Genomic DNA, 25,205 nt, shown 5'->3' on the forward strand with positions numbered 1-25,205 from the left:
AGTGTAGGAGCCCCTACCCTGCGGGCCGGCCGGAAAGATCGAGAATTTCACGCGGCTTTGAAACGATCACGTTTCGAATGGACGAAAAAAAAGCCGGCGCAATATGCGCCGGCCGATCCAAAAATGAACGATTACTTCGCCCCTCACGCCCCAAGCAGATCACCTTGGGTATTCAACATCGGAAGGACCCTCGCACGGATCTCGGCTTCTCTCTCGCGCATCCGTTGCGTTCGCTCTTCGCCAACGCCGTTGTGCTTCTCGACCACGTAGATGAAGTACAGCGGCTTCACGGGCCCCGTCCAGGTTCGCCATTCAGCCATGATGCGAACGCGAGTCTCCATGTCGCACGCGAAGTAGGAAGCACGACCGGAACGCCAGTGACTCGCATCGAGATCGCGCATCCGCTGCTCACTTTCACGGGCCCTGGCGATACGCCGCGCCTTCTCAGCGTCAACGTCCGTTTCCGGTTCCGGCGCGAGCTGGTCTGCGAACAGGGGGTAGTCACGCTCGAGCTTCCGCGCAACCCGCTTGTGTCGACCGAGGAACGCCAGTTCCTTGCGGCGCGTCCAGATGTACTCGTCGTAGCGTACAGCTCGATCGAATCGCATGTTCTACTCCTCGTTTAAGCTGCGAGCGGCGCGAGTCGTGTACGCGCATAGTCCAACGTGCCGTCCTTCGCGTAAAGCTCACGCCCCTCGTTCGAGCCCGGCCTCGCCAACGCATAGCGCTTCGCTGCTCCCTTGCGGTAGCTACGGAGTTCGGAGAATCCGTCCGCGATCGCCTGGTCGACGTGCTCGACGCCGGTGATCACGACATTGTCGGATCTGCGATACCGTGCGCGCGCCGCCTGGTCCTTCGCGTCGTTTGCAGCCTGTTCGGCGGCTCGTTGCGCGCTGGCGGCGTCCTGCTTTGCCTCCCACTCGACTTGTGCCGCCTCGTCGTACCCGCAGAACGCGAAGATCGCGCGCCGCCGGCGCGTCGAGTTCAGTCCACGCAACGATACGCCGAACTGCTCGCGCAAAACCTGCTTGCTCTGGTCGTTCCAGCCGTCTGCCTGATCGAGAACACTCAGCAACGCTACAACATCGCGCGCTTCGACTGCCGCCGCAAAGCGATTCGGCCGGTCGAATTTGAGCCGACCCTGCTCCAGTTTCGCCATATCGACTTCGCGACGATATCGACGCAGCGAAAGCCGGCCCTTCGCCCGCTCTGTTTCGAGATTCTCGAGAGTCTTGCTCAGGATTGCCTCGCCAATCAGAGCGCGCAGGCGCGCCGCCACTGGAGACGTTGGGCCCCCGACATCAACCGGGGTCTGGTATACCTCTGGAAGATCCAGTTTGCTGAGAAGACCCGCTGCGAAAAGCCGGTCGTCGACCTCAACGTAGGTCGCGTCCGCCGGCGTGGACTGCAGCGCAGCGACAATGCTCGCGCCGAGCTCCGCGTCGACCACCCGCTTCTCGTGACGGAAGATCGCCACCGCGGAATGCATTACGCCGTACGGGAGTGAGTTACGGAGAATCGGTACGTCGAGCAGCACGGGAAACCACTGCATGTCATGGCGGAAGTGCTTCGTGTCGCCCCGGTAGTCGGCCAAGACCGTATCCGGGATCCGTAGATCCAGAAACAGTGCGTGGGCAACGTGGACCTCGTGACGACCGTTGACCATCCCGGAAAGCGGGAGTCGTGGGCCCTGTGACGTGAAGCCAAACAAGGAATTCGCGGCGCGGTCGCAAACATCCGGCAGATGAAAGTGCCCTCCGGCACCGCGCGCCGCCTCCACTTCCGCCTCGAGCTGCTCACCGGACAGCATCCATGCCGCCTTCGTCGCCAACTCGAACACAAATTGGAATATCTCCCACCGCTTGCGAGTGATCTGCCAGGGCTGCAGCGGCTCTCCATCCCGGCTAAACCAGCGATCGTGGATTTCCGCGAACAGAGCGGTGAAGATCTCGGCGGCCGTGCCCGGCTGACGAACGGTCAAGGTCCCGTTATAGCGAATGATCGGCACGGCGACGGCGGCTCGCGTCACCTTAATTTCAGGCGTCTCGTAAGCGGAAAGGCGTGCATCATAAAAGAACACGTGGAACACCTGCGCGAGCGTGTCGACGTGGATTGCTTCGTTGGGGGTGTGGATCGTGTACATCGGTGGTTGTCCTTGCAAAAAAATGGGGCAACCACCCCGTCCGGGCAGTTGCCCCGGATCGGGAAATTTAGGTGTAGGTTTAGTCGATGTCGAGCAGGCGCGAGACGACTGCGGCGACCGCCCACGCGTCAGAGCGTGAATGAACCTTGATCTCGACGAGCGGCTGGCTTCGCCAGCTTCCCCCCGCATCTGCCGGCGCGAAGTAGACGGCGTCAACCCTCACGAGCCACGATTCGCCGCGTCCTCGTCCGAGCGACAGGCTAATTCGGCTACGACGGCTAGCGAGCAGGGGCCAGCTGGAATCCGACTTCAGTCCGCATTCTGCTTCCCCTTCGAGGTCGAACATGTTCGTCGCCGACACCCACTCTGGCTCGATTTCTGCTGCGCGCAATGTGGCCTCGATCTCGAGCACAACGTCGTTCACCGTCTTGCCTACCGGATTGAGCGGCATGCGCGCCGGCACTGCCGACAAGTCCTGTACATTGGGCATGGGAACTCCCAAAAAAGAAAGGCCGCTACCCCAATCGGGAAGCGGCCCTTGATGCCTCTCGAATCGCCCGCGCGGGGCGAACCGAATCAGTGAGTTTTGTAATGGTGAACGCGCGGATGCCGGCGTTCCCGATCAGCTTTCCGGCCGAGATTGACCATGTACATCCCGTAGGTGCACACGACCAAGCCGATCGCCAATACGAAAAGTCCAAGACCCATCTTCAATCTCCGTTCATGGAATCCATTCCCGCCAAGAAGAATACCACGGCGAGCAGGATGAGGATTCCGACGTTGAAAACTGCCGCCGGCACCCAGTCCGTCGTCGAATGCCAGAGGCCGACGGCGCCCGCTAGTGCGGCGGCAGACAGCGTGTGGACGAAGCGACCGAACTGCTGCCGCTGATCCTTCGTCCAGGCGTGGCCGATGTGCCGCGCAATAAAACTTCCAGGCGTCGGCGATTCGCTTTCACTGCTCACCACGAACGTCCCGTCATCACATTGGTCGAGCGGCACCTCAGTTCCGTCGATCGACGCACGCGCTGATGGTGGCGCTTCCGCCCCACTCAGATGGCGCATGATGTCGACGACCCGTGACGACGGGTGTACCGACCGCAACTCCCGCACGTAGGTTGCGCGGTCGGAAATAGCGAGTCCGGAGGCATACTCAACAACGAGATCCACAATCTCCATGCTGCCCCCTACCGCCGATCACTATCGAGACCATCCACGAGCCGCAACCCGCCAAGCAATGCCTGGTAGCCCTCGTCCGTGTCGAGCTGCGCGAGCGGGACGACGTTGTCGCCGCCGCCCGATAGGTCGCGGTGACCACGCCGCGTGCGGAACGACACTGCTACACGCTGACGCGACGCCGAATCGGCAACCTCGAGCATCATCCGACTGGTGCGCAGCGTGACACGGCAGCCGCGGCCGACCTTTGCCGGTTCGGCCACCACCTCATGCTCGCCTGCGCGCAGCCGCAGATCACGTGCGACACGATGCAGCATCCGCGTCGCCTGGTGCGTCAGTGCAGCGTCAGAAGCGACGCCACCCGCGCGACGATCTGCATACAAAACTTTCGGTACCTTGAACATCTTGCCCTCGAAATGAAAAAAGCGAGGCCCCGAACGGGAACCTCGCTATGCAGGAAGAAGCCGGCAGCGGCCGGCGAATGAACGGCTCAGCGCGTGATGCGCATGCCGGAAGAACTGCTGACGAGCATCACGCGATCGCCTGGGGCGAAGCGCTGCTCGTCGGACTGAACGACCACAAGCGTGCGGCCAGACACCGTCCGCACGACGACCTCGAGGCCGGCATGACGCGCCAGCGATTCCGACAGGCGCTGCGAAACATAGGCCGCACCGGCGCCGGCGAGCGCGCCGGCGATGTACCGGCCGTTGCCACCGCCGATCGTGCGGGAACCGAGAAAGGCGCTGACACCCGCGCTCAACAGAGACGCCAGACCAGATCGGTCCGACTCGTTGCTGAGCGTGACACCACGCACGCTGACGACCGTGGCCGCCTCGATTTCTCCGGCACGCTGAACGTCGTAGCGTTGGTAGACGTCGGGAGAACCGAAGTCGTAGGACGCGCACGCGGTCAACGAAGCGAGGAGCAGAACAGAGATGAGACGCTTGAACATGACGATTGCCTCAAAAAAGAGGGCAATCGCCCGTCAGGAGGATTGCCCTGACAGGGAAGCCGACGGATGTCGGTGAGAGAAGTTCGCACGGGCTGAACCGGTGCGGATGGGTCGATGCGCAGAAGCGCGAGAAACAGGTTCAGTGTAGGCTCGCGCGCCGCCGCCAGCCGCCGGAATCGTCAGGAAAACCGCCCCGCTTTCCTCTGGACGAAAAAAAGCGCCTGCCCGATTACTCGGGAGGCGCTGGTTGAAGTTGTGTTGGCAAGCTACCACGGGATATGCGGGTCCAAAGGGTCCACGCGCTTGCGAGGCCTCGACTTCTTCGGCTTTGGCGCGTCATACCCGAAACGCGCCCATGCGGCGGGATCGATCGGTATCGGGCTCGTGCGACCCGTCTCCAGGTTCACAAAGCTGCCCGAATACTTCAGCGACCCCGTCCGATAGAGCGTCCAAAGCAGGTTGTAGGCCTGTACCGAGATCGCCTGATTGATGACCAGGGACTGCTTGCGCAGCGCATCGGCCATCGAGCAGGACGGTGTGTCGTCGCCCTTGTCATTCTTGGCGTTCAGCAGTTCCGGGAACAGATCGCCCACGTGGGGCAACCGGTCGTGCCGGGCCTTGCCGAACTCCCCGAGAATAACCTGACCACGATCCGTCTCATTGCCGCAGTCGAGGTAGTAACGACAACTCCCGCGCTTCGCTGCCTGCACGATGGCGTGCCGCGCGCGACGTGAGTCGACGCAACCCACCACGATGTCGGCGACGATTCGCACCGACGAATCGACACGCCGCGGCTCCGCAACCCAGTTGGTTCCCATCAGGTTGTTGAGCCGATTCACGAGCAGCAGCGCCTTGTAATGCCCGACGTCATTGGGATAGAACCCCTGCCGCCCGACATTCGTGTCGCTGACGGTGTCGTCGTCGTACACCGTGCACTCGATCCCGCCAGGGTGGCCGAGCTCGATCATGGCGTGATGCAGCCGCGCAAGACTGGGAAGAAATGCGCTCCCGGTCCCGCCGGCTCCAACCACCACAACGCGCCACGGCCGGCGGAGCATGTCGGCGGGAATACTATGAGTGATCACCTCGCTCATCACACCCCCTCCATTGTCAGCGCGGCCGCCCACGACTCGGGCGCGCGTTCGAACTTCTCGAAGATCCCCTTCGCGCAAAGCCGCAGCGCGACGGACGGCGTACGATCGCAATGGCCCAGCACGAGCGCAAACTTCACGTCATGCTTGTCATCCTGATTGTCTGTGCGCGAGAAGAAAGCCGGGCCCGTGCCATGGGAATGGCAATCCACCACCAGCCATTCGCCGTCTGCCAGTCGCGGACGCTCGTAGACCAAATGCCCTGGCCCGTGCGACAGCGATGGCAACGCAACGACGCGGAACGCGCAGGTCACGCTGTTCCAGACAATCCACGCCCCGACCTCGTTTGGCAACGCCGCCCGGGCCATCGCATGAAACTCCGCGACGAGCGCGGCCGGAATCTGCCCGCACAAGAGCGCCGTCGTCTCTTCGACCTTCCCGTACGGGACAGCTGTCGAGACTGCGTACTGCGCGATGCGACGCACCACGCGCACCCAGGGACGCAGGACTTCGAGATAGACGCCATCCGATGCGATGAGCAGGCGCTCACCCGAACGCGTCATCGGGACAACGGCCTCTCGCGACGGAACCATCACCGACGGGAAGGACTGTTGGAGAACGGTATCGAGCGGATTCATGCGCCCCTCCCGACTTGGCCGTTGACCAGCTGCTCGAGCGTCCGCCTCATCGGCACCAGCGCGTTGAGCGGAAACGTTTCGCCGAACTTGCCGTCGAGCATGTCGCGCCAGAACGCGTACTCGCCGTCCTTGTACTCGATCCGTTTGCCGCCGGCGTTCGGATGCGTGAAGGCCGAATCGAAGAACCCGGCTTCCCAACCATCAATCGACGCCACATCCACGCGCCTCGGAACCTGCGCACTGCCGATGCAGATCCGGCCCATGTCCCAGGTGTTGAAGTACGGCGGTTCGAACAACGGCGTCTCGCGAACGGGGCGATCGCTGCATGCCACCGCGAACACGCGAAAGCCCTGATTCGAGGCCTGGAACACCAGCCCCGGATGCGGCACAACGGCGCTTCGCTTACCAAGGTTCTCGCATTCGAAGAACACCCGGCGCATCGCTGGCGGACACCACCACGTGACTGCTTCAGGCGACACCCCGAGCACTGTCGCTGGTAAAAACTCCGCCCGCGGTGCGACGTGCTCGGCGAGCTGCTGAAGCGTTTGAACAAGCACCTTCCGGTCGAGCGGCCGACCGGCGCCAATGACGGGTCGGCCGCTTTGGCGGTCAGCGATGACAGCGTGGGCTGTCGCAAAATGCGCACCATCCTTGCCCGTATAGAGCAACAACGCTTGCGACAACGCGACATCCGAACCGGTTCTGCCGGCCGAGATTCCAGACATAACACACTCCTTTAAGTAGGTTGACTCACCAGCGCAAGAAGCCGGTCAAGGTGAGTGAGAATTCGAAACGCCAGTGCCAGGTCGGCGTACTGGCGGCGGATAGCCTTTGCGGTCGACGCCAAACGGGAAAATCCGCTGTAGGTTGTCGCATCACCGGATTGGGATTCATTGTCGAAATGACAATCGAGAAGGTCGCCGACAAACTGGTTGTCCTCAACGATCACCGAGCAAAGCGCGTAAGCCGGATTTGCGGCGTAGTTCACGTGAAGCAGATCTCGACTACGGCTGCGGCGCATCAGCGCGCGGAGCTTGAGCACCTCGGTGCAGACGCGCCGAGGCATGCCCCTGCTGCGAGCGCGAAGACGCAACAGCTCCGGGTCCGTCAGGGCGCGTCGATCACGCCACTTACCGCCGCTAAACACACACGGATCAGCGTCGTCCGGACAAAGCTGTGGCCGAACAACCGACGGCAGATACGCAAACCGGGTTTCGGTGTCGTCGTCGAAGCGTTCCTTCAGCGCTTCATCCGCATCCTTGTCTGAAATGTTCGGATCTCCGTCCCAGTACCAGCACGAAAATTCGTACATGAACCAGTCTGGCAGGCGGATGAACATCGTCCGGGCTGATGCGCGGTATAACGCGGCCATCACCGTCCGGAACAGCAACGGGTGGGCCGACCGCAGTGTCTCGATCGCCCCTTCAAGCGAGTACACCCACTCATCTTCAAGGCCGAACCCGAAGAACAGCGGCGTCGGGTCGTCATCGTTGTTCCCGTTACCGAGGCCATCGAGAACATCACGAACCGCATGCGCGTCGAACAGATGCGGCGCGAATCGGAGCCGGGAAAAAAGCCCATACTGGCGTCGCGTCCACGCATAAAACGCCTGCTGGAACGCGTCGCCGGCGTCGGCCGGATCATGAACATCACCTGCGCGCAACGGCCCGTACTGGAAATGCTTCAGGACCAAATCCGACAGGTTCACGTCTTCACGCCACTTCAACCGAACCGCCCCCGGCACCTCCGTCGAGAAGGATGGAAGCGTCAGAAGATCAGCGGCAGGTCGACGTCGGGCAGGGGCAGCGCATGGCGGTTGCCAGCGCGCGGCCGAGCCACCTGCGATGCTTGAATCAGGGAGTGCAGGATCGAAGAACATTTCCGCATTTCCTCGTCATAAAGAAAAACCGGCCTTTCGGCCGGTTCCTGTTGGTTGAAGCCACCATCCGGATCGGACAGGGCTTTGAGCAGATCGGGTTTACGCATGGGCGCCCTTGGCACCCCCTGCGCGGACGAATTTGTAGTGCGCCACCTCGCCCTTCATGTCGGGACCATCGACCACAGCGGTCGTCAGCTCCGGATACTGAGCGGTGTACAGATCACGAACCTGATCCGGCGAGAACGCAGGCCCGGGATCCATGAGCGCCATACCGTTGTAGGTGAACTCGCGTACGAGTACTGCAATGCTGATAGACATCACTCACCTCACCGAATCAACGAGGACAGATCCGTGCCAGCCGGCTTTTGCTCGGCAGCCGCGGGCGACGACGTCGAGGAGGCAGACGTTGCAGCTTCACCCTCGCCATCACCGTCGTCGTCGGTATCGTCCGCCGAGGCAGCTTGCGCGGCCTCCGGCGTTTGCGATTTTGAAAGCGCCTTCTGCGCCTTCTTCACCTGCGTCTGCTGCTGCGCTTCGAGAATGGCGTTGGTCGCCTGCACCTGTTCGCCAAGCGACTGGTGCGCAGCCGTGAAACTCCGTACGGCCGCCGCGAAGCCCTCGTCGAGCTCGGCGGCGGTCGCCTTGAGGATCAGAGGTTGCCGAAGCGCGGCATCCTTGCCACCCGACGGAACCACGACCACGACGATGCGATCGCCTTCCATCGCCAGCGACAACACGAGTTTCTCCGCTGAACGAATCAGCGATTCCAGTGCTTGAAACACATGAATCTCCAAATAAATAGCGCCGCTCGAAGCGGCGCAAAATAACGATGCGGTCCGGCCAATGGCCGGCCGCTGCTTAGTATTTGAGAACCTTCAGGAGCTTGCCTTCGTAGGCGAATCGTTCGACTGCGAGCAATGCGGTGATGACGTCGGCCTTCGACTTCGAGAAGACTTTCTTGAAGTTGTCGCCCATCGCCACGCGTAACCCCAGCTCGTCCGCGATCACCATCATCTCGGCCTTGGTTACCAACTCCAGAAACTCTCTGTCGAGCTTCCAGTACTGAGTCAGGTCGAGATTGTGGTGTTTGCAAAGCTGCCGGAGATAGCTGACATCGAGGCCTTCGACCGCGGCGACGAACATGCCCGTGATCATCGTGGCCTGCTGCTCCTCGCTTGTCGCCGCGCTCAGCAACAGCGCCTTACCGAAGTCGGCGGACGGCAATTTCTCGTCGGTCACCTTCTCGAAGACAGCGCGGAAGGTTTCGTCCTTGATCTGCCGAGCATAGCCCGCGAGAACAATAGCGATCAGGTATTGCCGGGAAAGCCCGGCAACCTTTGCCACGTCACGTCGCAGCGCTTTGCGCCAGAGCGCCTCACGGTACTGCTTCACCCGGTCCGATTCCGCGACCACGGTTACGGCCGCCGGCGCGGAGGCATCGGAACTCGACGCGCTCTTGCCCGCGGCTTTACTCGAAGCGGGTGAGCCCTTGGCGTCAGGGGTCGCCGCTTTCGTCGCTGCCTTTTCAGCCGTGATCCGATCGGCAACCTTACGCATATTGCAGACGGTGTCGAAGCACTGTCCGCGAAAGGACTTGCCGAGCGAATCGGGCAGCCCGCTAACGGCGACGCCGAAGTTCTGGCAGCCGTGGCAAGCCTTCGCCTGCGCCTCACCCACGCCGTTCGGCCCTTCGACCGCGAGCTGGACACGCGTGTGGTTGTCGCCGGCGCGCACGATACGTACGGTCGGAAACTCGTCCCGAAAGCCCTCGGCAATCGCCTCGAGCTGCTTGTCGGTCTTTTCGTTGTAGCACTGGCGATTCGTGCAGTTGCCCGTTGCGATGGACTCCCCGAACATCTCCGATTGCATTGCAGAGTTGTGCGGACACGTGGCGCAGTCGGTCTTGTCGAATATTGCGCTTGCTAATGAACAAGCCGCGCCCTCGACAAGCTTCCTGACCTCGGCCACGGACTTCTTCTCGGCGACAATCACCGGAAGCACCCGATCCTGATTTTCCTTCGACAACGCGGCAAGCAACTCCGCGTGGCCGAGTAGGATCGTCCGGGTATTCAGCGCCTCCAGGACGGCCGCACTACAGTTCATGAGCGCGAGCCTGCTGTCGAGCTTCCCGCGTGACCAACCCAGAGTGCGGGCGGCCTCGTCGCGGTCGCCCTTGTACATCCCGACCAATTCAGCAGCGTCGATCGCCTCTTCCGACGGTGAAAGGTCATCGCGTTGGATGTTCTCAACGAGCGCAAGGGTCCGAGCTTCCACGTCACCGACGTTTCGGAATACGATCGGCATGTCGTAGTCGAGCCCAAGCTCAGCTTCAGCAGCCAAGCAACGGCGACCACCGATAATCAGTTCAGCGTCGAAGTCGGGGTCATCGCTGATCGCGCGAACGACGACCGGCTCGATGATCTTGTGCTCTCTCACGCTCGCACGAAGATCCATCATTTTTGCCGGATCGAAGTACTTGCGCGGGTTATGCGCACGTTTGATCCTGCGAAGGGGAATAGTAGGCTGTTGCATTACAGGTTCTCCAGAGGGGGAACCTGCCCCCGATCGGGAGTGGTTCCCGATGGGGTTAAAAAGGAATGCCGACGGTGCCGGCTGAGTCGATGCGTCAGAGACGCGGTAGATGAAGAAACGATACCTCTTGATTTTTCGGAATGTCGCGGGAAAGCCCGAGAGAATCACCTAGCTTTCGCGGATAGCGGACGCAGATGAGTTATCGCGCGGGGCTGCCCCGGCCCTTGGCTAGCTGGCACGCTGCGCCCCTCTCGGGTTGCTCGAAAGTCGACGCAGCAGCGAGGGAGCCCAGCCTAGCAACAAAAAAGGCCCGATCAATCGATCGGGCCCGGGTAAAAAACCTGGCGCGCCGCCGCCCGCCTAGAAAAGGGCAAGCTGGTCGACCGCCTCAAAAATGCTGCTCCTCGACTGCTCGACCGCTTCGTCGAAGAGATCGCAGAGGACGTCGTCGCGATCCTCCACGGCAGCCGCAGGCGCCTCGACGACTGTCGCCTCGGCGACCTCGCTGTCGAACACCGAACCACCTGCCGGGTCCGGCTCTACGCCGGCGTCCGGAACGGCGGTAGTACGTTCCAGCGCCAGCAGTTCACGCATCGCATGCGCCTGCCTGCGCTGCCGTAGCTTCGCCCGCCAACCGCCGAGAATGTGCGCCGGTGTGTACCACATACCCCACACTTCCCCGGAGAGCGTATTCCCATGCACGACGATCGCCGGGATGTGCATCATCGACAGCTGCAGATAGGTCATATGCACGCAGCGCACATCAACGTCGATGCAGGTTGCATGCAAAGTCTGCTGGTAGTTTTCTCCAATCGACAGCAGCGCATCAGCCGCCGCGATCACCATTCCACCGGCACCACATGCGGGCTCTTCCATTCGAATGAAGCCGTCCTGTTCGATGGCCCCACTGCGATCGCCGATCGTCATGCCGGCCATCAGACGTGAGACGCAATATGGCGTGAAGAACTGGCCGGCTCGGTCGTTCCCCATGCCCAGCATCATGTAGGTCTCACCGAGCACGTCGGTCAAGTTGCCAGGACTTGGGAGCGTGCCCGGGGGCAGCCCGTCATCGACACCAAGGCGGTGCTCGAACGAGAGCGTCAGCTCTGCGAACATCCGAGCAAACAGTTGAACCTCGTCCCGCGTGTATTTACCGACGATCTCGAGGTAGCGCTTTTCCCGCGGATCAAACTGCGGTTTGTCGACGCTGTTGCTCAGCGTGATCGAGGCGATCTCTACGAAATCGGCGAACACCGTGCTCATCCGATGCGCATAGCCAAACTGCTTGATCAGTTTCACGAGCTCGGCCTGATGCGGATCGGCCTCGCGTGCGAACTTTCTTTCCGCGCTCTTTAGGCTCATGCGCATGCCTCGAGCGTGCGGATAGTTGAAACGGACATGGTGCTCTCCAGATTGACGACGGGAGAGCACGCCCGACGGGAGTGATCCCGAAGGGGTGAAGTAAATAGGCCGCGTGCGGCCGTGGGTCGATGCGTCGTAGACGCCTGAGGTGGCGGTGATGGTATCCCGTGTTGCGCGTCCCCACGACTGACATTGCAGCGCTATTGCAGGCGGCTTTCGCCACACACCCGTAACCGGCGTTGTCGCGAGATACCCACAGAATCGCTGAACAAGCTTGTGGAAAACTGCCGCCCGACCAATAGCAGCGGGCCTCCGCAGCTCATGCCCAATTTTTAGGCATTAGTCTCCCCCGCAACCGGTTGCAGGGGCAACCCCAGAAAGCTCCAGAAAACCGTATAGCTTTTCCCGCTTCGGTGGCCGGTCACCAACCTGCTATCGGTTGCCGCCGGAAAGCTAACCGTATTGCCATGCCTTTCCACCTGAATGCGTCATGGCCGTTGGCCACAATCGACCTCAACACCCGCCGCGCTGGGGTTCCCTCTTTCTCAGGAGAAGCCATGATCCTTTCGTTGTCCCACCCTCGCAACCTTGGAAGTCTCGCGTTCGTCACGGGAGTGACGAGCATCGTCTGGTGTCTTTTTGTCGGCTGGTCCGGCCCGAGCAACGCATATACCGGCGCCATCCTCGCACTTGCTTTCGCGCTCGCGCTCGACTTCGGTCGGCGAAAAAAAATCGCTGAGATCGAGCTCGACGCCAAATCGGACGATGCGACGTCGGTTCGTCAGATCCTTGTGAATGGCGTGCAGGTCGGCACGCTCCCGGCTCGCGAAGTCGCGGAGTTAAAGCTCGGCGTGGCACTCGATCCTGCCATCTACGCGTCGCAATTTCTGGTCGTCGGAAGAACTCTCCTGTACGGCGCGCTACTCGCCTTCGCCGTTGCGCCGCTTCTCGCAATTTGGGCGGTCCTCATCAATCTGTGGATAGACCCGCACCACACGGCCCAAACCGCTCTGATCGTCAGCCGCACGGTTCAATCGCTCGCCAACCACGGCCAGGTTCTCGACATGTTCGACTCGGTCGCCGAAGCCACGGCGCGCTGTGCCGGGGGAATCTGGATGCTAGGAACCTCCGCCATCGCAATCGTTTCGCCGGCGAACTACTTTCCGAACGTTTTCCGCCGCCGCTTTCACTTCCTTCTCAGGCAACGTGTCAACTGCGCGGCCGATGGTGCGACACAGATGCGCACTCACTAACCGCGTGACGCGTCCGATTTCCTGCGCGCGAGCTGATCGCTACGCAGGACGTCTTCCCCTTTATAGCCCCAGCCTGGGTCATGCCCCGAAATGAAACCTCTCGTGCCGATCACACTCGCGGTCGCGGTGATTGTCGACCTTGTGATGTTCTTCACCCGGCTCGGCCCGCACACCACGATGGTCTTTGCCTGCGCGGTGGCGGGACTGTTCGCCGGCGGATGGGCGATCGCGGAAATCCTCCGACACCTGAATCATTGGCGCAAGCATCGAAATGCCAACGAGACGATGCTCATGGAGCAGCGCTTTCCTTTTTGCCACGTTACCCGGCTGTCGCACGGGCAGTGGTTCCTTACCGAGAAAGCCACTGGACGCAAATTCGATCCGCCGGGACTCCGCACGCACCGGCCCACTAGCCAGATAGACCGGAGTGCAACATGACCGATGTTTTCTTCGCCGGCGTCACCGTGTCGCTCGAGGACGTCCAGGAACATCCCGTTGCCTTCGTCCGCCAGCTCGAGCGCGCGAAGATCAATCCGGGCCACGCGCAGTGCCTTTGCCGTGGCGCCGCGGCCCCGCTCCGCCTCCAGATCCGCCGATACGGTAGCCTGCTGCACCTCGCCGGGTGGCCGGATGAAGGTCCTCTGCACGACCGCCAGTCTTGTTCGTTCCACAAGGACGCGAACGAAGGCGGAAGCGACGCAGGCAAGACCCTGCCGGGAATCGTTGCCACCGCGGCGGGCTTGCGGGTGAAGCTCGACGTCGCCCTCACGCAGCGCGCGGTCGGCGCGGCGTCCAAGAGCCCTCGGCAAGCCGGCGCACCCGCAACCTCACGCCGGTCGGCGCCGCTCCTCGGCTTCCTGCAAGCGCTCTGGCAAATCGCCGGTCTGAATCGATGGTCCGGGACCGACCGAACGCGGAACTGGGGTGTCTGCAATGCGCGTGTCCTCGCCGGGGTGGGTGACGCCGTGATCAACGGCGAACCTGCTGAACAGGTACTGCACGTCATGCGCAGGTACCAGGAAGCCGACCGAGCAGCGATCAACGCCGAGTTCGATGCATTTCTCGGCCGTGTCGGCCAGCGAGAAGGTACGAACCATCGCGGCCTCGTCGTCGGCGAGATCTCGGAAATCGGCACGACCCCTTACGGCCGGTCGATCACTTTGCGCCAGAGCGCGAAGCGGTACTACTGCAGCACCGATTTGGTCGCCCTCGCAGAAAAGCGGTACAGCCACGCGCTACGCCCGCTCGGTAACCGTGACGCCAGGGTGGTTGCAATTCTCGTAATCGAGTGCACGCCCAAGGGACATCACGTGGTGGTCAATTTCGCCGCCATGCTCTGTTCCGCCAACTACATCACCTGCGATTCGATCCACGAAGTCGCAATGGCAAATCGGCTCGTTGCCGAAGGCCGCCGCTTCGACAAACCGATCCGGCTCGAAGATGGGGCCGAGATGCTGCCCGACTTCATCCTCACGGACACGACAGTTCCAACCCACATCGAGGTGTACGGCATGAACGGCGTGGCCGAGTACGAGGCTCGCAAACGAGAAAAGCGGTGTCTTCGAGTCGCGCGCGGGATCCATGCTGTCGAGTGGGATATCGACGTGACCGCGCTCGGCGACGTCCCATTACCACCCGCCGCACGACGAAACGCCGGGCCTTGACTTCGCCGTGCGCGCGGCAAGATGGATGCACCTTCTCAACCAGGATGGTTCCAATGCACGGCAAGGCGCTGTTCCTCCAACGCGCGGTCTCCCGAACCGACCAGTGGGGCCCGCAATTCCCCGCCCTCTCCATGGCATGCCACCAGAGCGACTCCATCTCCGGCGGCCGCCAACTCGCCATCGCGGTCACCGATGCTCACGGCATGCGGTGCGCGGTCTTCACCAGCTTCGGTGCGATCCTCGAGTTCCGGGCGTCGTGGGGCGAGCTGGAACGCGCGAGCACCTGGTGGCACTACGCGCGCGCGTGGCATTTCTGGGTCGTCGACAATCAGCAGTCCGCGCTGCGAGTATCTCCTACCGACTCGAGTCACGTCGTCGTGACATCCTCCGGTAAAACCAACCCCTCGGGACCATCTACTGGCGCGCTCTTGTCCCTTATTCGCGCCGCGGAGAAGCGCGCGTCGGGCGGCTAATCCGGACGGAGCAAACAACAATCGGAAGGAATATCAGCGCTTTTCTCGGTATTGCCGACTCGCAAAAACAGGAATAATGCGGGCGACTTGAAAACAATATTCTTTCTAAAATGATCGAACAGCTCTATCCATGTGAGCATTGTGGCGGCCGGCCGACCGTCGGCCGATCGCAACGACTCGTTGAATGCGACGAGAATCACCGATTCGATTTTAGCCAGTTCGGCCGTTTCGGCGGCCCTCCTCGTTTTGGTGATGTACTTCCCCGCCCCCCTGAAGCCCCTCTTACCGAATCGCTGGTCTGCATCTGCTGCACCGGATGCGGGATGTCGACGCAATGGGAACCGGTTGGAGACGACGAGACGGCCGCGAAAAACCGGTGCGCTGAAACATGGAACCGGCGCCTCAACAGACCGGCGGTGACGCAAAATGATCTACGCAAGCTCATCGAGCGCGAGCTCGGCGCGTGCGACGCGCAGCTGGTGCTCGACATGTTGTCCCGCGCAGACGGAGACTGGACGGAGATCGGCCCGATCTTCAAGATGCTGGCCCAGCGAATTGTCGATGCGACTGTCGTGACCTTCGACACTTGGCCAATCGCACCCGTACTCGAAGACTCGGCAAGGTATCGAAAGCTCGTGCAGTTGGCGAAATGGATCGAGATCGATGGCGAGGACTACGTTCAGTTCCCGAAGATTCACTCTCCGAACGAGCACCGCGACTTCCTGTTCGAGGATCGGATCGCAGTCGCCGTCGACGCCATGCCTGATCGCGACCGCTGGTAGAAATAGAGCAACACTGCGGAATCCGGCAAGAGAGTGCGAGCCGGATATCATTACGCACTCAACCAACTACAACTACAGAACTATGCGAGGAACCATAAAGTGGTTTTCGAAGGATAAGGGCCACGGCTTTATCCACGGGGAGACGGCCACCGACTATTTCTTTCACGTGAGCGACGTCATCGGCGCCGAGGCCCCACGCGACGGGTACGTCGTTGAGTTCGAAGCCACTTCGGGAAAGCGGGGTCCGCGCGCCGCGAAAGTGCACATCATTGAGAAACCAGCATCCAGCGGCTCGACTTCGCAACACCGTGATGACCGAGTCGAATGCATCGCCTGCAAGAAGAAGATGGTCCCGCGCATTATTACGCATCGGGGCCGGCCTGAGCGGTCCGTTTGCCCGTACTGCGCGGCTACGTTCAAGCGGTTCGGTATGTGCTTTATCGCGTCGGCCGTCTACGGCGATTATGACGCGCCGGAAGTTCTCACTCTCCGCGCGTACCGTGACGGCGTCCTCCGGACCACGAAGCTGGGGCGATGGGCAATCCGGACGTACTACCGGACATCACCGCCGCTTGCGCGATTCCTCCATGCGCACCCGAAACTTGCGTCGGGCATCAGACCACTACTTGACCTGGTAGTGCGTGGCGCTCAAAGACACCGGCGCTGAGCGAAAAAAAAGCCGGCTTTCGCCGGCTTAAAGATGGTTCTAGCGATTTCCGAGGGCCGTGCCAGAACCTGAGAGACACACTCAGTTTAGCCGGCGAAGGTGCGTCGCAATCTCCGTATCACCGCATAATTTCAGGCGCATTCCGGCGACCCGATCATCGACCACGGGAACTGCGCGATCCGTCTGCGTCAGTGCGTTCAATCAAGTCACTTCTCTCTTGGGCGCGCCAAGAATTCGGTACAACGCCTGGCGCGAAATGCCCAGCGCCGCCGCGGCATGACTCTTGTTTCCTCTCGCCGCCTCGAGCGCAAGCTTCACCGCGTCGACGGTCGGCGGCGCCTTCTTCAGCTCCTCCTGCCGGGCGAAGGTCGACAGGTAGGCATTCGCCTTGGACGTTCGGCTATGACCGGCCGCCTCGACCACCCGCCGCTTCGCATCCTCATGTGCAGCAGGATCGGGGCGCGCCGACGAACCCTTGATAGGCGCCGCCACTTCGGCTACCTCCTCATAGAGTGTCTGCAGATATTCATGACGCAGTCCGTGGCTCGTCACACCGATCCCGCTTTTTGTCACGCCGTGCTTGGCAAGAACGTAGTAGTACCAGTCACGCCACTGCTTCAGCGTGCGGCCGACCGGAATCGTAGACCCCGTGACGCCATTTCTCAGGCGTGCAGCCTCCTCCAGGATCGCGATCTTCCGCTCGATCGGTACTTCACGTGGTCGACCACCCTTCGTTCCCCTCGTCACCGCAAGCGTTCGCGGATCGCGCACGGCTTCCACTGGGCGGAGCATAAAGCTCTCCTCGACGCGCAGCCCAAACGCCGCCTGCAGCTTGAGTTGTACCGCCGTGTACGGACACGTCTTCGCGATCTCCTCGATCTTGGCCGCGGCGTCCACCCCGTTCGCCACCCACGATTTGTCCTCTATCGCCACGTAGCTCCGCTCAAGACCCGCCTGACGACGATCGACGTAATCGCCAAGCGTGCCGACGAGATTCGCCTTGCCCAGCCACTGCGCGAGCGCCCGCAGATACGTGAGCTTGTTCTCGATCGTGCCGCCCGACTGCTCATCCATCACCCATCGATCGACGAGGTATTCGACGTGCTTGGTTTTCAACGACCAGGGGGTTTGCAAGGCGAACCCGCCTTCGCGTAGTTCAACGAACGCCTTGCAAATCGCCGTTGCCCGGTATTCCTGCGTCTTGATCGACAACGCGCGTTTGCTGATCCGCGTCGTGCTGTGGATCTCCGCGACGTGCTGATCGAAGAGCACCAGCAGCGCATCGCGCAACTCGGGCGACAGTCGATAGCGGCCCACAACAGCGCGAACGTTGAGGATCGCAGCCATACACCTACTCCTTGCGGCCGACGCCGCTCACACCCGGCGGGATTCACCCACCGCTCAATACCGTTAACCGTTCATCCCGAGCTCGTCGCACCTTTCCGCGGCGCCCGCGCAGATCTCACGCTCCGCGACGTCGTCGGCCTCAACCGATAGAGCGAGTGTCGATCCTATTCGCGAACCCATCGTACGACGCGAGGGAGCACCGTCAAGAACCGACGTTCGCTGCACCACGCTCGAGTGCCGCCCCACCCAAGAAGCCTACTTCGTGCGGCGCCGTCGGCTCGCGCGACATCCGCTCGGTACCGCGGATCGTGCATCAATCAACGGCACTCGCTCCGCGCTGCCTTTCCCAAGGTCGGCCAGCGCGATCCATTCCTGATTGTTTGTGCCGTCTCAAGAAGACGCTCCATCATCCATCGCGTGAGCGCCCCTACCTGGCGCTGCCCCGGTCCCTTCCTCTACCGCCATTGCTCTCGCACAAATGGCTCCGCCGATATCCGTCGGCGCGGTCCTGCTGCTTCCGGTCCTTTAGCGATTCCATCCGATCAGCCCGGTGCATGGGAAGTGCATGCAATCCGACCGTCCATCCTGCTGCCGTGACCGACGCAGCCCGCGCTTCGCGCAAGCCGTCGCCGGTCATTTCTCGCCCGCTTTGTCGGACGCGCTGCGCGGATTGTCTCCGCACAGTTCAGCTTCGTGGCTACCCTGCCAGCCTGACGCTTGCGCGTCTCGACGTCGACGATCCTCGCGGTCGCCGGCGCCGGGCTAAGTGCCGGGCAATTCCTGCTGCGCATTTGGGTTACGGCTGCGCCTACCGTTCGTTCTTCCAATCAGGGAATCGCGATACCGGTCTCTCCGGGTCGCAAGACTTCCCCCGCCCCCAAGCACGTTCATGTCAGCCGCGGTGTATCGGGCTTCCTGAACGCACCCAGCTCGTTCGCTGAAAGGGCGTGAGCAGACGCCAACGAGGCCGCGTGGACTGTCCGGTGTCCGGTGTCCACATGTCCTCATTGCGTCCCATTGCGGCAAACCGCCGCCGATCGTATGGATATCGCACTGTCCAGGGGTCCTCAAGGTGGACCACTGTGTATTTGATTTGCTTCAGAAAAAGGCCGCTTCAAAGTGCGGCCCGGACATTTCACTGCGTAGGAGGCCCAGGACGGGCCAGAAGGGGGGCTTGAGCGCCTGACGCTCAGGTTCGATGCGTCGATGACGCGGTAGGTGATGCCAAGAATAGGCCGATTTGTCACGCACGGACGCGCGAAAGCTGGTGGGAAGTGCGCCGCTTTCCGAAACTTGACTTTGCACCGCGCTAGATAGACTGAATCACGCAATCTCGGACTTTATCCGGGAGATTCAAGGGCTCGCCACTGCTATCTCCCACTTTATGTCCGACTTCGGAAATGGCCCGTTGTCAACGTCCGACTTTATCTAGGACTTTTGAATGGATGTTGTGCCGGAGTCCGACTCCGGGTTCGACGTTGCACCTGCCATCCCCAAACCATCGACCGAAGGAGTCGCTCTTGAGAACTGCAGTCTTTGCTATCGACGTCGGCTACGGCAATACGAAGTACGCCCACAGGGCCGCGAACAACTCTGTCGCCACCGGCATGTTCCCCTCCCTTGCGCCACTTGCGGCCAGTCGCTCCCTCGCCGGCTACGGAGAAGGGATTCTGACCGCGCGCAAGGTCGCCCCGATCGTAGTCGATCAGGTCGAGTACGAGGTCGGCCCCGACGTCTCGCTAACCGCCGCCTACGGCAACACGGGGCGCACACTTGCGGACGACTACGTCCTCTCGGACAACTATGCCGCGCTGCTCTTCGGCGCAATCCACTTCGCCGGCGTCTCACACATCGAACGCCTGGTGCTTGGCCTGCCGGTCCACAATATGAAGAAGTACGCGGCCGAACTCAAGGAACGCTTCGCCGGCGAATTGGATTTCGGCGCCGGCCGCGTGAAGATCGACAAGGTCATGGTGATCCCGCAGCCGCTCGGCTCGCTCGTCCTCGCGTCCAGCAACCGCCAAGGCGGCTTCGCGCGAGATGTCGAGCACCTCGTCATCGACGTCGGCTACTTCACGACAGATTGGGTCTACGCGAGCGGTTTCACGATGGACGACAAGCGCAGCGGGGGCATGCCGGGCGGCGCATCGCAGATCTATCAGCGGATCGCGTCGCTGATTGCGCGGGACCAGGGCGACGCTGTAGAAGATATCGAGCGGATCGACAAGGCGCTGCGCGAACAGAAGCCTTTCTTCTTCTACGGTACCAACATCGACCTCGCGCCCTATCTCGAGCAGGCGCAACCGCTGATCTCGGGTGTCGTGAAGGAAATACAGAACAACGTCGGCCGGCTGGCGAACGTCCGGTCGATTATCCTGGCCGGCGGAGGCGCGGCACTATACGCGGCGATCATTCGCCGCGCGTTTCCGCGCGTTGTGATTGAGGTGATCGACGCGCCGTGTTACGCGAACGTTCGAGGATTCCTGTTGGTCGGTGAATCGACCATCGCTCGCGAACGTCGATAAGGAGCCGACATGAGCGACAAGATCGAGATGACCATCACGATCAACGAGCTCGTGTCGCCGCTGCTGTTCGAGCGGTTGAGCACGTGTCCCTCGGCCCGTCGCCGGGCAGCCGTTCTCAAGTCGCTGGCGGAAGCCGCGCTGCGTCAGGAGTTGACTGGGCACGGCATCACCGCCCCGCCGGCGGCCGCGACGTTTGCGACGCCGACACCACGACAGGCACCACCCGCACGCAACACGGACGCGGGCGGTAGCGAGGAGTTTCAGATGCTCCGCGTCGGGGATGGAAGCCTCGACAGGGTGGGCTTTGACGACTCGCTTAACGATCAGCTCGGGACGTGGATGTGACAGGAGACCACCGCGTTTGATCGCGACTTGCTTTTCGAATAGACCTGAGAAAATGGCAGTACGAGGTCGGTGTTCAAGGCGTGTTCCACGCCCTGCACCGGTGGATAAGGAGAACAACATGCTGGAACTGATCGACTGGGTCCGCAACGGGGAATTGATCCACAAGCTGGCGTCCCCGTTCTTTTGGCTCGCCGCAGCGGCGGCCGTCATCGCAGCCGAGTACTTCGTCGCCGCGTGGCACGCCCACATGGCCAACAACAAGGACGGGAAATGAACGCCGTCGCCGGAGCGCTGTCAGCGATCGCCCGCAGGTTCCGCGCCCTCCCTTTTGTGCTGCGCCGCCTCCTCATCGTGATGGCGTGCTCGGCGATCTGGCTGGTCGGTTGCTTCATGCGCAAGGCGGGTGCGGGTGACCTCGCCATGCTGTTTCTCTTCGGTGGCGCGATCGGCGCACTGTGGGCCAGTGGGACGTGGCGGATCTTCCGCTTCGTGCTCCTCCTGGTGCTCATCCTCGTGGGCGATTGAGCAAAAAAAAGGCGACTTCCCGAGGGAAGCCGCCTTTTGCCACGTTAATGCGTCTTGCTCTTCGCTTTTTCTTCGAGCCAAGCCATACAAAAATCGACCGCCGGCTGGAACGCTTCATCCCGGAGGATGTAGCGATCGTCACCTTCAAGCTGCCGGTCGATCACGTCGAAGCGCGGGCCTTCGGAGTGGTCCGGCGATCCCTCAGGCGCCACCGCAGGTGGTGCCTCGACCACCTCAAACTCATCCAGCACAAGTCGAAACGAGCCCATCATTCACCTCGTGATGTGGCCCGGCGCTATACGGCCCGGAGGGGACGTATCCCCACCGGGTAAGAAAAGATGTGCCGGCAAACGCCGGCGTCAAAGTCACACTGCTGCGCACATCTCAAAACTGCGGATTCGCGCCAAGTTCCGCTTCCGCGTTTCCTCGCGCGCTAGTTGTCGGGCCCGGACGAGTTCACGCTGTCGCGTCCGCCGCTGGTGCTGCATCTTCCACACGTCGCAGAAATCCACGCCGTCGACCACTGACGTCACGATCGAAACGCGCTTGCCGTGTTCGCGAATACGATCGGCAAGGACCTGCGCGTGATGTTCACCTGGCCTAAAGCCCCGCAGACGGTCGACCTCATCGCGATCGGCGTAGATGATCACGTGGTCGTAGTCGGTCCAGTTGATATCGGCATGTTCGAGGGCACCGCAATTCAGCAGGCTGCGTACCTCGATGCGATTCTCATACCGAGCGACGACCGCAAAACCAGTCTCTGCGCCTTCCACCAACGCCAGCGTGCGAGACCGCGTCGTGTTGAGCAACACCGACGACCCGAAACTTCCGGCCGGCGCGCTCATCTCCAACTTCGCTCGCTGTTTCCCTTTCTTCGTGCGAAAAGGAACCTTCTCGCCGTCAACGGTGACGTAGGTCCGGTGGAGGCGCCGCGGCTTTCCGACCTGCGATCGCGCTCGCAGCAGCATCACGGGAAACTTCCCCTGCTTCTTCCCGAAGGCGTCGATGTACTCCATGCCAGGGTGATAGCGCACATCACGTCCGATCCATTCAAGCCGCAGCCCCGGAACTCGCGTGGACAGGTAGGTCCACACAGGCGAATCGCTCGTGACCGGGGCGGCACCATCCCATGCTGCCTGCATCTCGCAACATTTCTGCTTGTCGCTCTTTTCAGGCCGGGCCGGGACAGGCTTCGCCTTGCGCGCTACTGCGACGGGAATGCCGCCGTTGTAGTTGCCGGTCTCGAGCTCATAGTAGATCTCGCGATACGGCTTGCCAGTCACCTCACGGATAAGCTGCACACCCGTGCCCCCCTTCAGGCAACGTGCGCAATGCCAACCGCCGCTAGGGTCTTTTTCGGCGGGAAAGAGCCGAAATGTCTCTTCCCCATCACAGAGCGGGCACGTCCACCAACGCTTGCCATTGCCAAGAAATCGACTGTCGATGTAGTGCGGAAAGATGTTGTTCCAGTCCAGGGCCGCAAGATTCAGCTTTTTCAGTTCACGCATGATTCGTCCTCCATTCGACCGACGGCGGAAACGCGTGCATCGGCCGCCACTCGAGCAGTCAGCACGGATGGATCACCAACTCCCTCGACCGTCGAGTCCTCCAACGTCGCGTCGAATCGACGTGACACGAAGAGCCCCGTGCGGCGCGAAAGGCAAAAACACTTCACGTTCATAGATCTCTCCTTTCGGATTGCGGGTTTTATCGATGCCTGAGACAGGCGCAGAAACGCTTGCTCAACGAAGCCGTGCGCGAGCGCGTCGGCTTGGTTCAGCAACGTCAGCGGACCAAGGAAATGCGGGAAGGAAGAAAGACGGCGTGTGACGTGCCCAAGGGCACGTCACACGCTAAAGGTGAGAAAAATCGGGAGAGCGAAGCTGAATGGTGAGCTTTCCCGGGATCAGAGCGCGGCCCTCGGCTTGCTCGGATACGGGAAATCAGAACGGAATGTCGTCATCCATGTCGTCGAAGCCGCCGCCGCCACCATGCGACTGCGTCTGAGCCGGCGGGGGCGCCGAATGCTGGGGACGTGCCGAGGTGTTTGCAGGCGGTTGGCTGGATGCCGGGCGCGATGCCGGGGCAGCTACCTGACGGCGCGTGCCCTGCTCGAACTCACCATCGCCACCGTGACCACCGCCTTCGCCGCGGCCGCCATTATTGCGGCCGCCGAGCATCTGCATCTGGTCAGCAACGATCTCGGTCGAGTAGCGATCCTGCCCGTCCTGGCCTTGCCATTTGCGTGTGCGAATCCTGCCTTCGATGTAGATCGAGCTGCCCTTCTTCAGGTACTCGCTCACGATCTCGGCCAGCCGGCCAAAGAACGCGATGCGATGCCACTCGGTCATTTCCTTGAACTCGCCGCTCGCCTTGTCCTTGTAGCGGTCGGTCGTCGCAAGACGCACATTTGCCACGGCATCACCACTCGGCAGGTAGCGTACTTCCGGATCCGCACCGAGATTGCCGACGAGGATCACTTTGTTAACAGAGGCCATCTAGAACTCCTTCATTTGGTAATTGACCACAGCCACTTGTCCCACATGACTTGCTGGCCGTTCTTGTGAATGGGTGAACCGTCGTCCTTGCGGAACGCCGGTACCTTGATCTTGCGCAGACGCTTCACCGTGACGATGTCGCCGACGCGGCAACCACAGTCGTTGATCGCTTCTTTCAGTCCCTCGCCCTGTAGTACCTGCTCACCGCCCCGCGTCTCGAGACGAAGTGCAAACGAACGATAGGTACGAGATTTACCCTGTCGACGATCGGGGAAGGTTTCTTCGCCCCAACCCGTGATCCGGCCTTCAACCGCGGACGAACGCCACGCGTCATCACTGCCACCACGCTGATTCCAGGACCGACTGGACTCGCCTGTTGGTGATGAGCGGCGTCGTTCGCCTTCTTCGTCAGATGTCGATTGCGGCGCGTCCGACGGTTGCGGCGGCCGAGGATCCGAATCTGCAGATGCCGAGGTACCGCCCGGTGCGGCAGACGCCGGTACGCTTTCGCGACGGATCGCCGTGGCAATCGCATCCTTCAGCGGAACCGCGTGCTCGTTCACCAGCGCCCAATGTGGCGCCAGCGCCGGCAGGATCTTCGTACCGAACATCGTGTCGCCTGGTGCGTCGTCAAATGCCGGTGCGAACTCGACCACGCAATCGCCTTCGTCGACGAACAGATGGGCGATCCCATCGATCGTCACGAACGTTTCGTTGGATGCGCCAGTCCCGACCGTGCGTTCACCGCTTCCAGACGCCGGCGGCTGATGTGCCGTCGACGCCCGGGGGCCGCCGGGAAACGCTTGCGCGAGCAGGCGTGTGAAAAACATCGCTACGCCACCCATTGCGCCTCCAGCGACAGTTGACCGCTACACCAGCGGTTGAGTCGGATGAAGTCATAGTTGAGCAACGGATTGTCTCGGATCGCGTCCTGCATTGCGCGCGGCCGCACTCGCCCGAGCGCGCAGACGACTTGGTACGGGATCGCTCCCGTCCAAAGCTCCATGATCCAGCCGAGCGTCGCGTAGTAGTCGACCTTGTCGACCGGCCGGTTGCACAGCCGTTGATGCAGCATTTCGGCGCAGTCGATCAACGCTTCGGGCACGTTGTCGCTATGTCGGCTGTCGAGGGCGAAGAAGACCACCGCCTCGGCAAGCTTTTCCCGCACGTGCGGCTCCCAGAGATCGGGATCCGGCAGGGGATCGGGTTTAGGTGGGGTGATGAGAATCGGCGATTCGCTGCCGAACATGTCGAGCTGCCAACCAGCCACATGCGGTTCCATGAACGTGCTCCGTGTATCGACCGGGCACCTCATTCCCCTTACCGGGAACGTGGTTCCCGGTGGGAGATAGGG

32 protein-coding genes are annotated in these 25,205 nt (G+C 61.7%); 11 read left to right on the forward strand and 21 right to left on the reverse strand.

Annotated elements, in window-relative coordinates; translation table 11 throughout:
* Positions 1-143 precede the first annotated feature (143 nt).
* From B7P44_RS35215 to B7P44_RS35280, 15 genes are all read right to left on the reverse strand, one after another.
* Positions 144-608, reverse strand: coding sequence for a hypothetical protein (locus tag B7P44_RS35215; RefSeq protein WP_084910815.1), 465 nt, complete (start codon positions 606-608; stop codon positions 144-146).
* 14 nt (positions 609-622) lie between these two features.
* The gene (locus B7P44_RS35220; RefSeq protein WP_084910817.1) at positions 623-2,143 is read right to left on the reverse strand and encodes a hypothetical protein; all 1,521 of its coding nucleotides are present in this window, start codon (positions 2,141-2,143) and stop codon (positions 623-625) included.
* Between the two features lie 79 nt (positions 2,144-2,222).
* Positions 2,223-2,633, reverse strand: coding sequence for a hypothetical protein (locus B7P44_RS35225; RefSeq protein ID WP_084910819.1), 411 nt, complete (start codon positions 2,631-2,633; stop codon positions 2,223-2,225).
* A gap of 220 nt (positions 2,634-2,853) precedes the next feature.
* The gene (locus B7P44_RS35230) at positions 2,854-3,321 is read right to left on the reverse strand and encodes a hypothetical protein (protein ID WP_084910820.1); all 468 of its coding nucleotides are present in this window, start codon (positions 3,319-3,321) and stop codon (positions 2,854-2,856) included.
* Positions 3,322-3,329: 8 nt separating this feature from the next.
* The gene (locus B7P44_RS35235) at positions 3,330-3,722 is read right to left on the reverse strand and encodes a hypothetical protein (RefSeq protein WP_084910822.1); all 393 of its coding nucleotides are present in this window, start codon (positions 3,720-3,722) and stop codon (positions 3,330-3,332) included.
* 86 nt (positions 3,723-3,808) lie between these two features.
* Positions 3,809-4,270: an outer membrane lipoprotein gene (locus B7P44_RS35240; protein ID WP_084910824.1), complete on the reverse strand. Its 462-nt coding sequence runs from the start codon at positions 4,268-4,270 to the stop codon at positions 3,809-3,811.
* A gap of 266 nt (positions 4,271-4,536) precedes the next feature.
* Complete coding sequence (locus tag B7P44_RS35245) at positions 4,537-5,364, reverse strand: PRTRC system ThiF family protein (protein ID WP_084911012.1); 828 nt, start codon at positions 5,362-5,364, stop codon at positions 4,537-4,539.
* Positions 5,364-5,999 (reverse strand): PRTRC system protein A, encoded by a 636-nt coding sequence (locus tag B7P44_RS35250; protein ID WP_084910826.1) that lies wholly within the window; start codon positions 5,997-5,999, stop codon positions 5,364-5,366. Before B7P44_RS35250 ends, B7P44_RS35245 begins: the two co-directional genes overlap by 1 nt.
* Positions 5,996-6,724, reverse strand: a complete 729-nt coding sequence (locus B7P44_RS35255) for a PRTRC system protein B (RefSeq protein ID WP_084910829.1) — start codon at positions 6,722-6,724, stop codon at positions 5,996-5,998. Before B7P44_RS35255 ends, B7P44_RS35250 begins: the two co-directional genes overlap by 4 nt.
* 11 nt (positions 6,725-6,735) lie before the next feature.
* Entirely contained in the window at positions 6,736-7,845 is a 1,110-nt protein-coding gene (locus B7P44_RS35260) for a PRTRC system protein F (RefSeq protein ID WP_231716890.1), read from the reverse strand.
* Positions 7,767-7,985 carry a hypothetical protein gene (locus B7P44_RS37700; RefSeq protein WP_231716886.1) on the reverse strand — a complete coding sequence of 73 codons (219 nt, stop codon included), beginning with the start codon at positions 7,983-7,985 and terminating at the stop codon, positions 7,767-7,769. Before B7P44_RS37700 ends, B7P44_RS35260 begins: the two co-directional genes overlap by 79 nt.
* Positions 7,978-8,196, reverse strand: coding sequence for a PRTRC system protein C (locus tag B7P44_RS35265; RefSeq protein ID WP_084910834.1), 219 nt, complete (start codon positions 8,194-8,196; stop codon positions 7,978-7,980). The genes B7P44_RS37700 and B7P44_RS35265 overlap by 8 nt, the downstream gene beginning before the upstream one ends.
* Positions 8,197-8,204: 8 nt before the next feature.
* Positions 8,205-8,660: a PRTRC system protein E gene (locus tag B7P44_RS35270; RefSeq protein WP_084911014.1), complete on the reverse strand. Its 456-nt coding sequence runs from the start codon at positions 8,658-8,660 to the stop codon at positions 8,205-8,207.
* 76 nt (positions 8,661-8,736) lie between these two features.
* Positions 8,737-10,410: a PRTRC system ParB family protein gene (locus tag B7P44_RS35275; protein WP_084910836.1), complete on the reverse strand. Its 1,674-nt coding sequence runs from the start codon at positions 10,408-10,410 to the stop codon at positions 8,737-8,739.
* 360 nt (positions 10,411-10,770) lie between these two features.
* The gene (locus B7P44_RS35280; RefSeq protein WP_084911016.1) at positions 10,771-11,772 is read right to left on the reverse strand and encodes an N-6 DNA methylase; all 1,002 of its coding nucleotides are present in this window, start codon (positions 11,770-11,772) and stop codon (positions 10,771-10,773) included.
* A gap of 557 nt (positions 11,773-12,329) precedes the next feature.
* On the opposite strand from B7P44_RS35280, the gene B7P44_RS35285 reads away from it, so the two are divergent.
* The 6 genes from B7P44_RS35285 (at position 12,330) to B7P44_RS35310 (ending at position 16,611) form a co-directional block, all read left to right on the forward strand.
* Entirely contained in the window at positions 12,330-13,025 is a 696-nt protein-coding gene (locus tag B7P44_RS35285) for a hypothetical protein (protein ID WP_084910838.1), read from the forward strand.
* 102 nt (positions 13,026-13,127) lie between these two features.
* Entirely contained in the window at positions 13,128-13,463 is a 336-nt protein-coding gene (locus B7P44_RS35290; protein WP_133118016.1) for a hypothetical protein, read from the forward strand.
* Positions 13,460-14,689: a DUF1173 family protein gene (locus B7P44_RS35295; RefSeq protein WP_084910842.1), complete on the forward strand. Its 1,230-nt coding sequence runs from the start codon at positions 13,460-13,462 to the stop codon at positions 14,687-14,689. Before B7P44_RS35290 ends, B7P44_RS35295 begins: the two co-directional genes overlap by 4 nt.
* Positions 14,690-14,742: 53 nt before the next feature.
* Entirely contained in the window at positions 14,743-15,162 is a 420-nt protein-coding gene (locus B7P44_RS35300) for a hypothetical protein (protein WP_084910844.1), read from the forward strand.
* Positions 15,163-15,272: 110 nt separating this feature from the next.
* Positions 15,273-15,944 (forward strand): Lar family restriction alleviation protein, encoded by a 672-nt coding sequence (locus B7P44_RS35305; protein WP_084910846.1) that lies wholly within the window; start codon positions 15,273-15,275, stop codon positions 15,942-15,944.
* Between the two features lie 82 nt (positions 15,945-16,026).
* Positions 16,027-16,611, forward strand: a complete 585-nt coding sequence (locus tag B7P44_RS35310) for a cold shock domain-containing protein (protein WP_084910848.1) — start codon at positions 16,027-16,029, stop codon at positions 16,609-16,611.
* 201 nt (positions 16,612-16,812) lie between these two features.
* On the opposite strand, the gene B7P44_RS35315 is transcribed toward B7P44_RS35310, so the two are convergent.
* Complete coding sequence (locus B7P44_RS35315) at positions 16,813-17,958, reverse strand: integrase domain-containing protein (protein WP_084910850.1); 1,146 nt, start codon at positions 17,956-17,958, stop codon at positions 16,813-16,815.
* A 1,520-nt stretch (positions 17,959-19,478) separates the two neighbouring features.
* On the opposite strand from B7P44_RS35315, the gene B7P44_RS35320 reads away from it, so the two are divergent.
* The 4 genes from B7P44_RS35320 (at position 19,479) to B7P44_RS35330 (ending at position 21,353) form a co-directional block, all read left to right on the forward strand.
* Positions 19,479-20,483, forward strand: coding sequence for a PRTRC system protein D (locus B7P44_RS35320; protein WP_084910852.1), 1,005 nt, complete (start codon positions 19,479-19,481; stop codon positions 20,481-20,483).
* Between the two features lie 9 nt (positions 20,484-20,492).
* Complete coding sequence (locus B7P44_RS35325; RefSeq protein WP_084910854.1) at positions 20,493-20,828, forward strand: hypothetical protein; 336 nt, start codon at positions 20,493-20,495, stop codon at positions 20,826-20,828.
* 118 nt (positions 20,829-20,946) lie between these two features.
* A complete protein-coding gene (locus tag B7P44_RS37310) occupies positions 20,947-21,102 on the forward strand; it encodes a hypothetical protein (RefSeq protein WP_167389846.1) in 156 nt (51 codons plus the stop codon).
* The gene (locus tag B7P44_RS35330) at positions 21,099-21,353 is read left to right on the forward strand and encodes a hypothetical protein (RefSeq protein ID WP_084910856.1); all 255 of its coding nucleotides are present in this window, start codon (positions 21,099-21,101) and stop codon (positions 21,351-21,353) included. Before B7P44_RS37310 ends, B7P44_RS35330 begins: the two co-directional genes overlap by 4 nt.
* A gap of 44 nt (positions 21,354-21,397) precedes the next feature.
* Here the strand turns inward: B7P44_RS35330 and B7P44_RS35335 are convergent, their stop codons facing one another.
* Positions 21,398-21,625, reverse strand: a complete 228-nt coding sequence (locus B7P44_RS35335) for a hypothetical protein (protein ID WP_231716887.1) — start codon at positions 21,623-21,625, stop codon at positions 21,398-21,400.
* Between the two features lie 93 nt (positions 21,626-21,718).
* Positions 21,719-22,861: a DUF7146 domain-containing protein gene (locus B7P44_RS35340; protein ID WP_084910858.1), complete on the reverse strand. Its 1,143-nt coding sequence runs from the start codon at positions 22,859-22,861 to the stop codon at positions 21,719-21,721.
* Between the two features lie 230 nt (positions 22,862-23,091).
* Between B7P44_RS35340 and B7P44_RS37705 the strand changes: the two genes are divergently transcribed.
* A complete protein-coding gene (locus tag B7P44_RS37705; RefSeq protein WP_231716888.1) occupies positions 23,092-23,247 on the forward strand; it encodes a hypothetical protein in 156 nt (51 codons plus the stop codon).
* 49 nt (positions 23,248-23,296) lie between these two features.
* On the opposite strand, the gene B7P44_RS35350 is transcribed toward B7P44_RS37705, so the two are convergent.
* The 3 genes from B7P44_RS35350 to B7P44_RS35360 are packed head-to-tail and all read right to left on the reverse strand — an operon-like array spanning position 23,297 to position 25,133.
* Positions 23,297-23,851, reverse strand: coding sequence for a single-stranded DNA-binding protein (locus B7P44_RS35350; RefSeq protein ID WP_084910860.1), 555 nt, complete (start codon positions 23,849-23,851; stop codon positions 23,297-23,299).
* An 11-nt stretch (positions 23,852-23,862) separates the two neighbouring features.
* A complete protein-coding gene (locus B7P44_RS35355) occupies positions 23,863-24,696 on the reverse strand; it encodes a hypothetical protein (protein WP_084910862.1) in 834 nt (277 codons plus the stop codon).
* On the reverse strand, positions 24,684-25,133 hold the full coding sequence (locus B7P44_RS35360) for a hypothetical protein (protein WP_084911021.1): 450 nt from the start codon (positions 25,131-25,133) through the stop codon (positions 24,684-24,686). Before B7P44_RS35360 ends, B7P44_RS35355 begins: the two co-directional genes overlap by 13 nt.
* Between the last annotated feature and the right edge of the window lie 72 nt (positions 25,134-25,205).

The sequence above is a fragment of the Burkholderia ubonensis subsp. mesacidophila genome (assembly GCF_002097715.1).
GTDB classification, from domain to species: domain Bacteria; phylum Pseudomonadota; class Gammaproteobacteria; order Burkholderiales; family Burkholderiaceae; genus Burkholderia; species Burkholderia mesacidophila.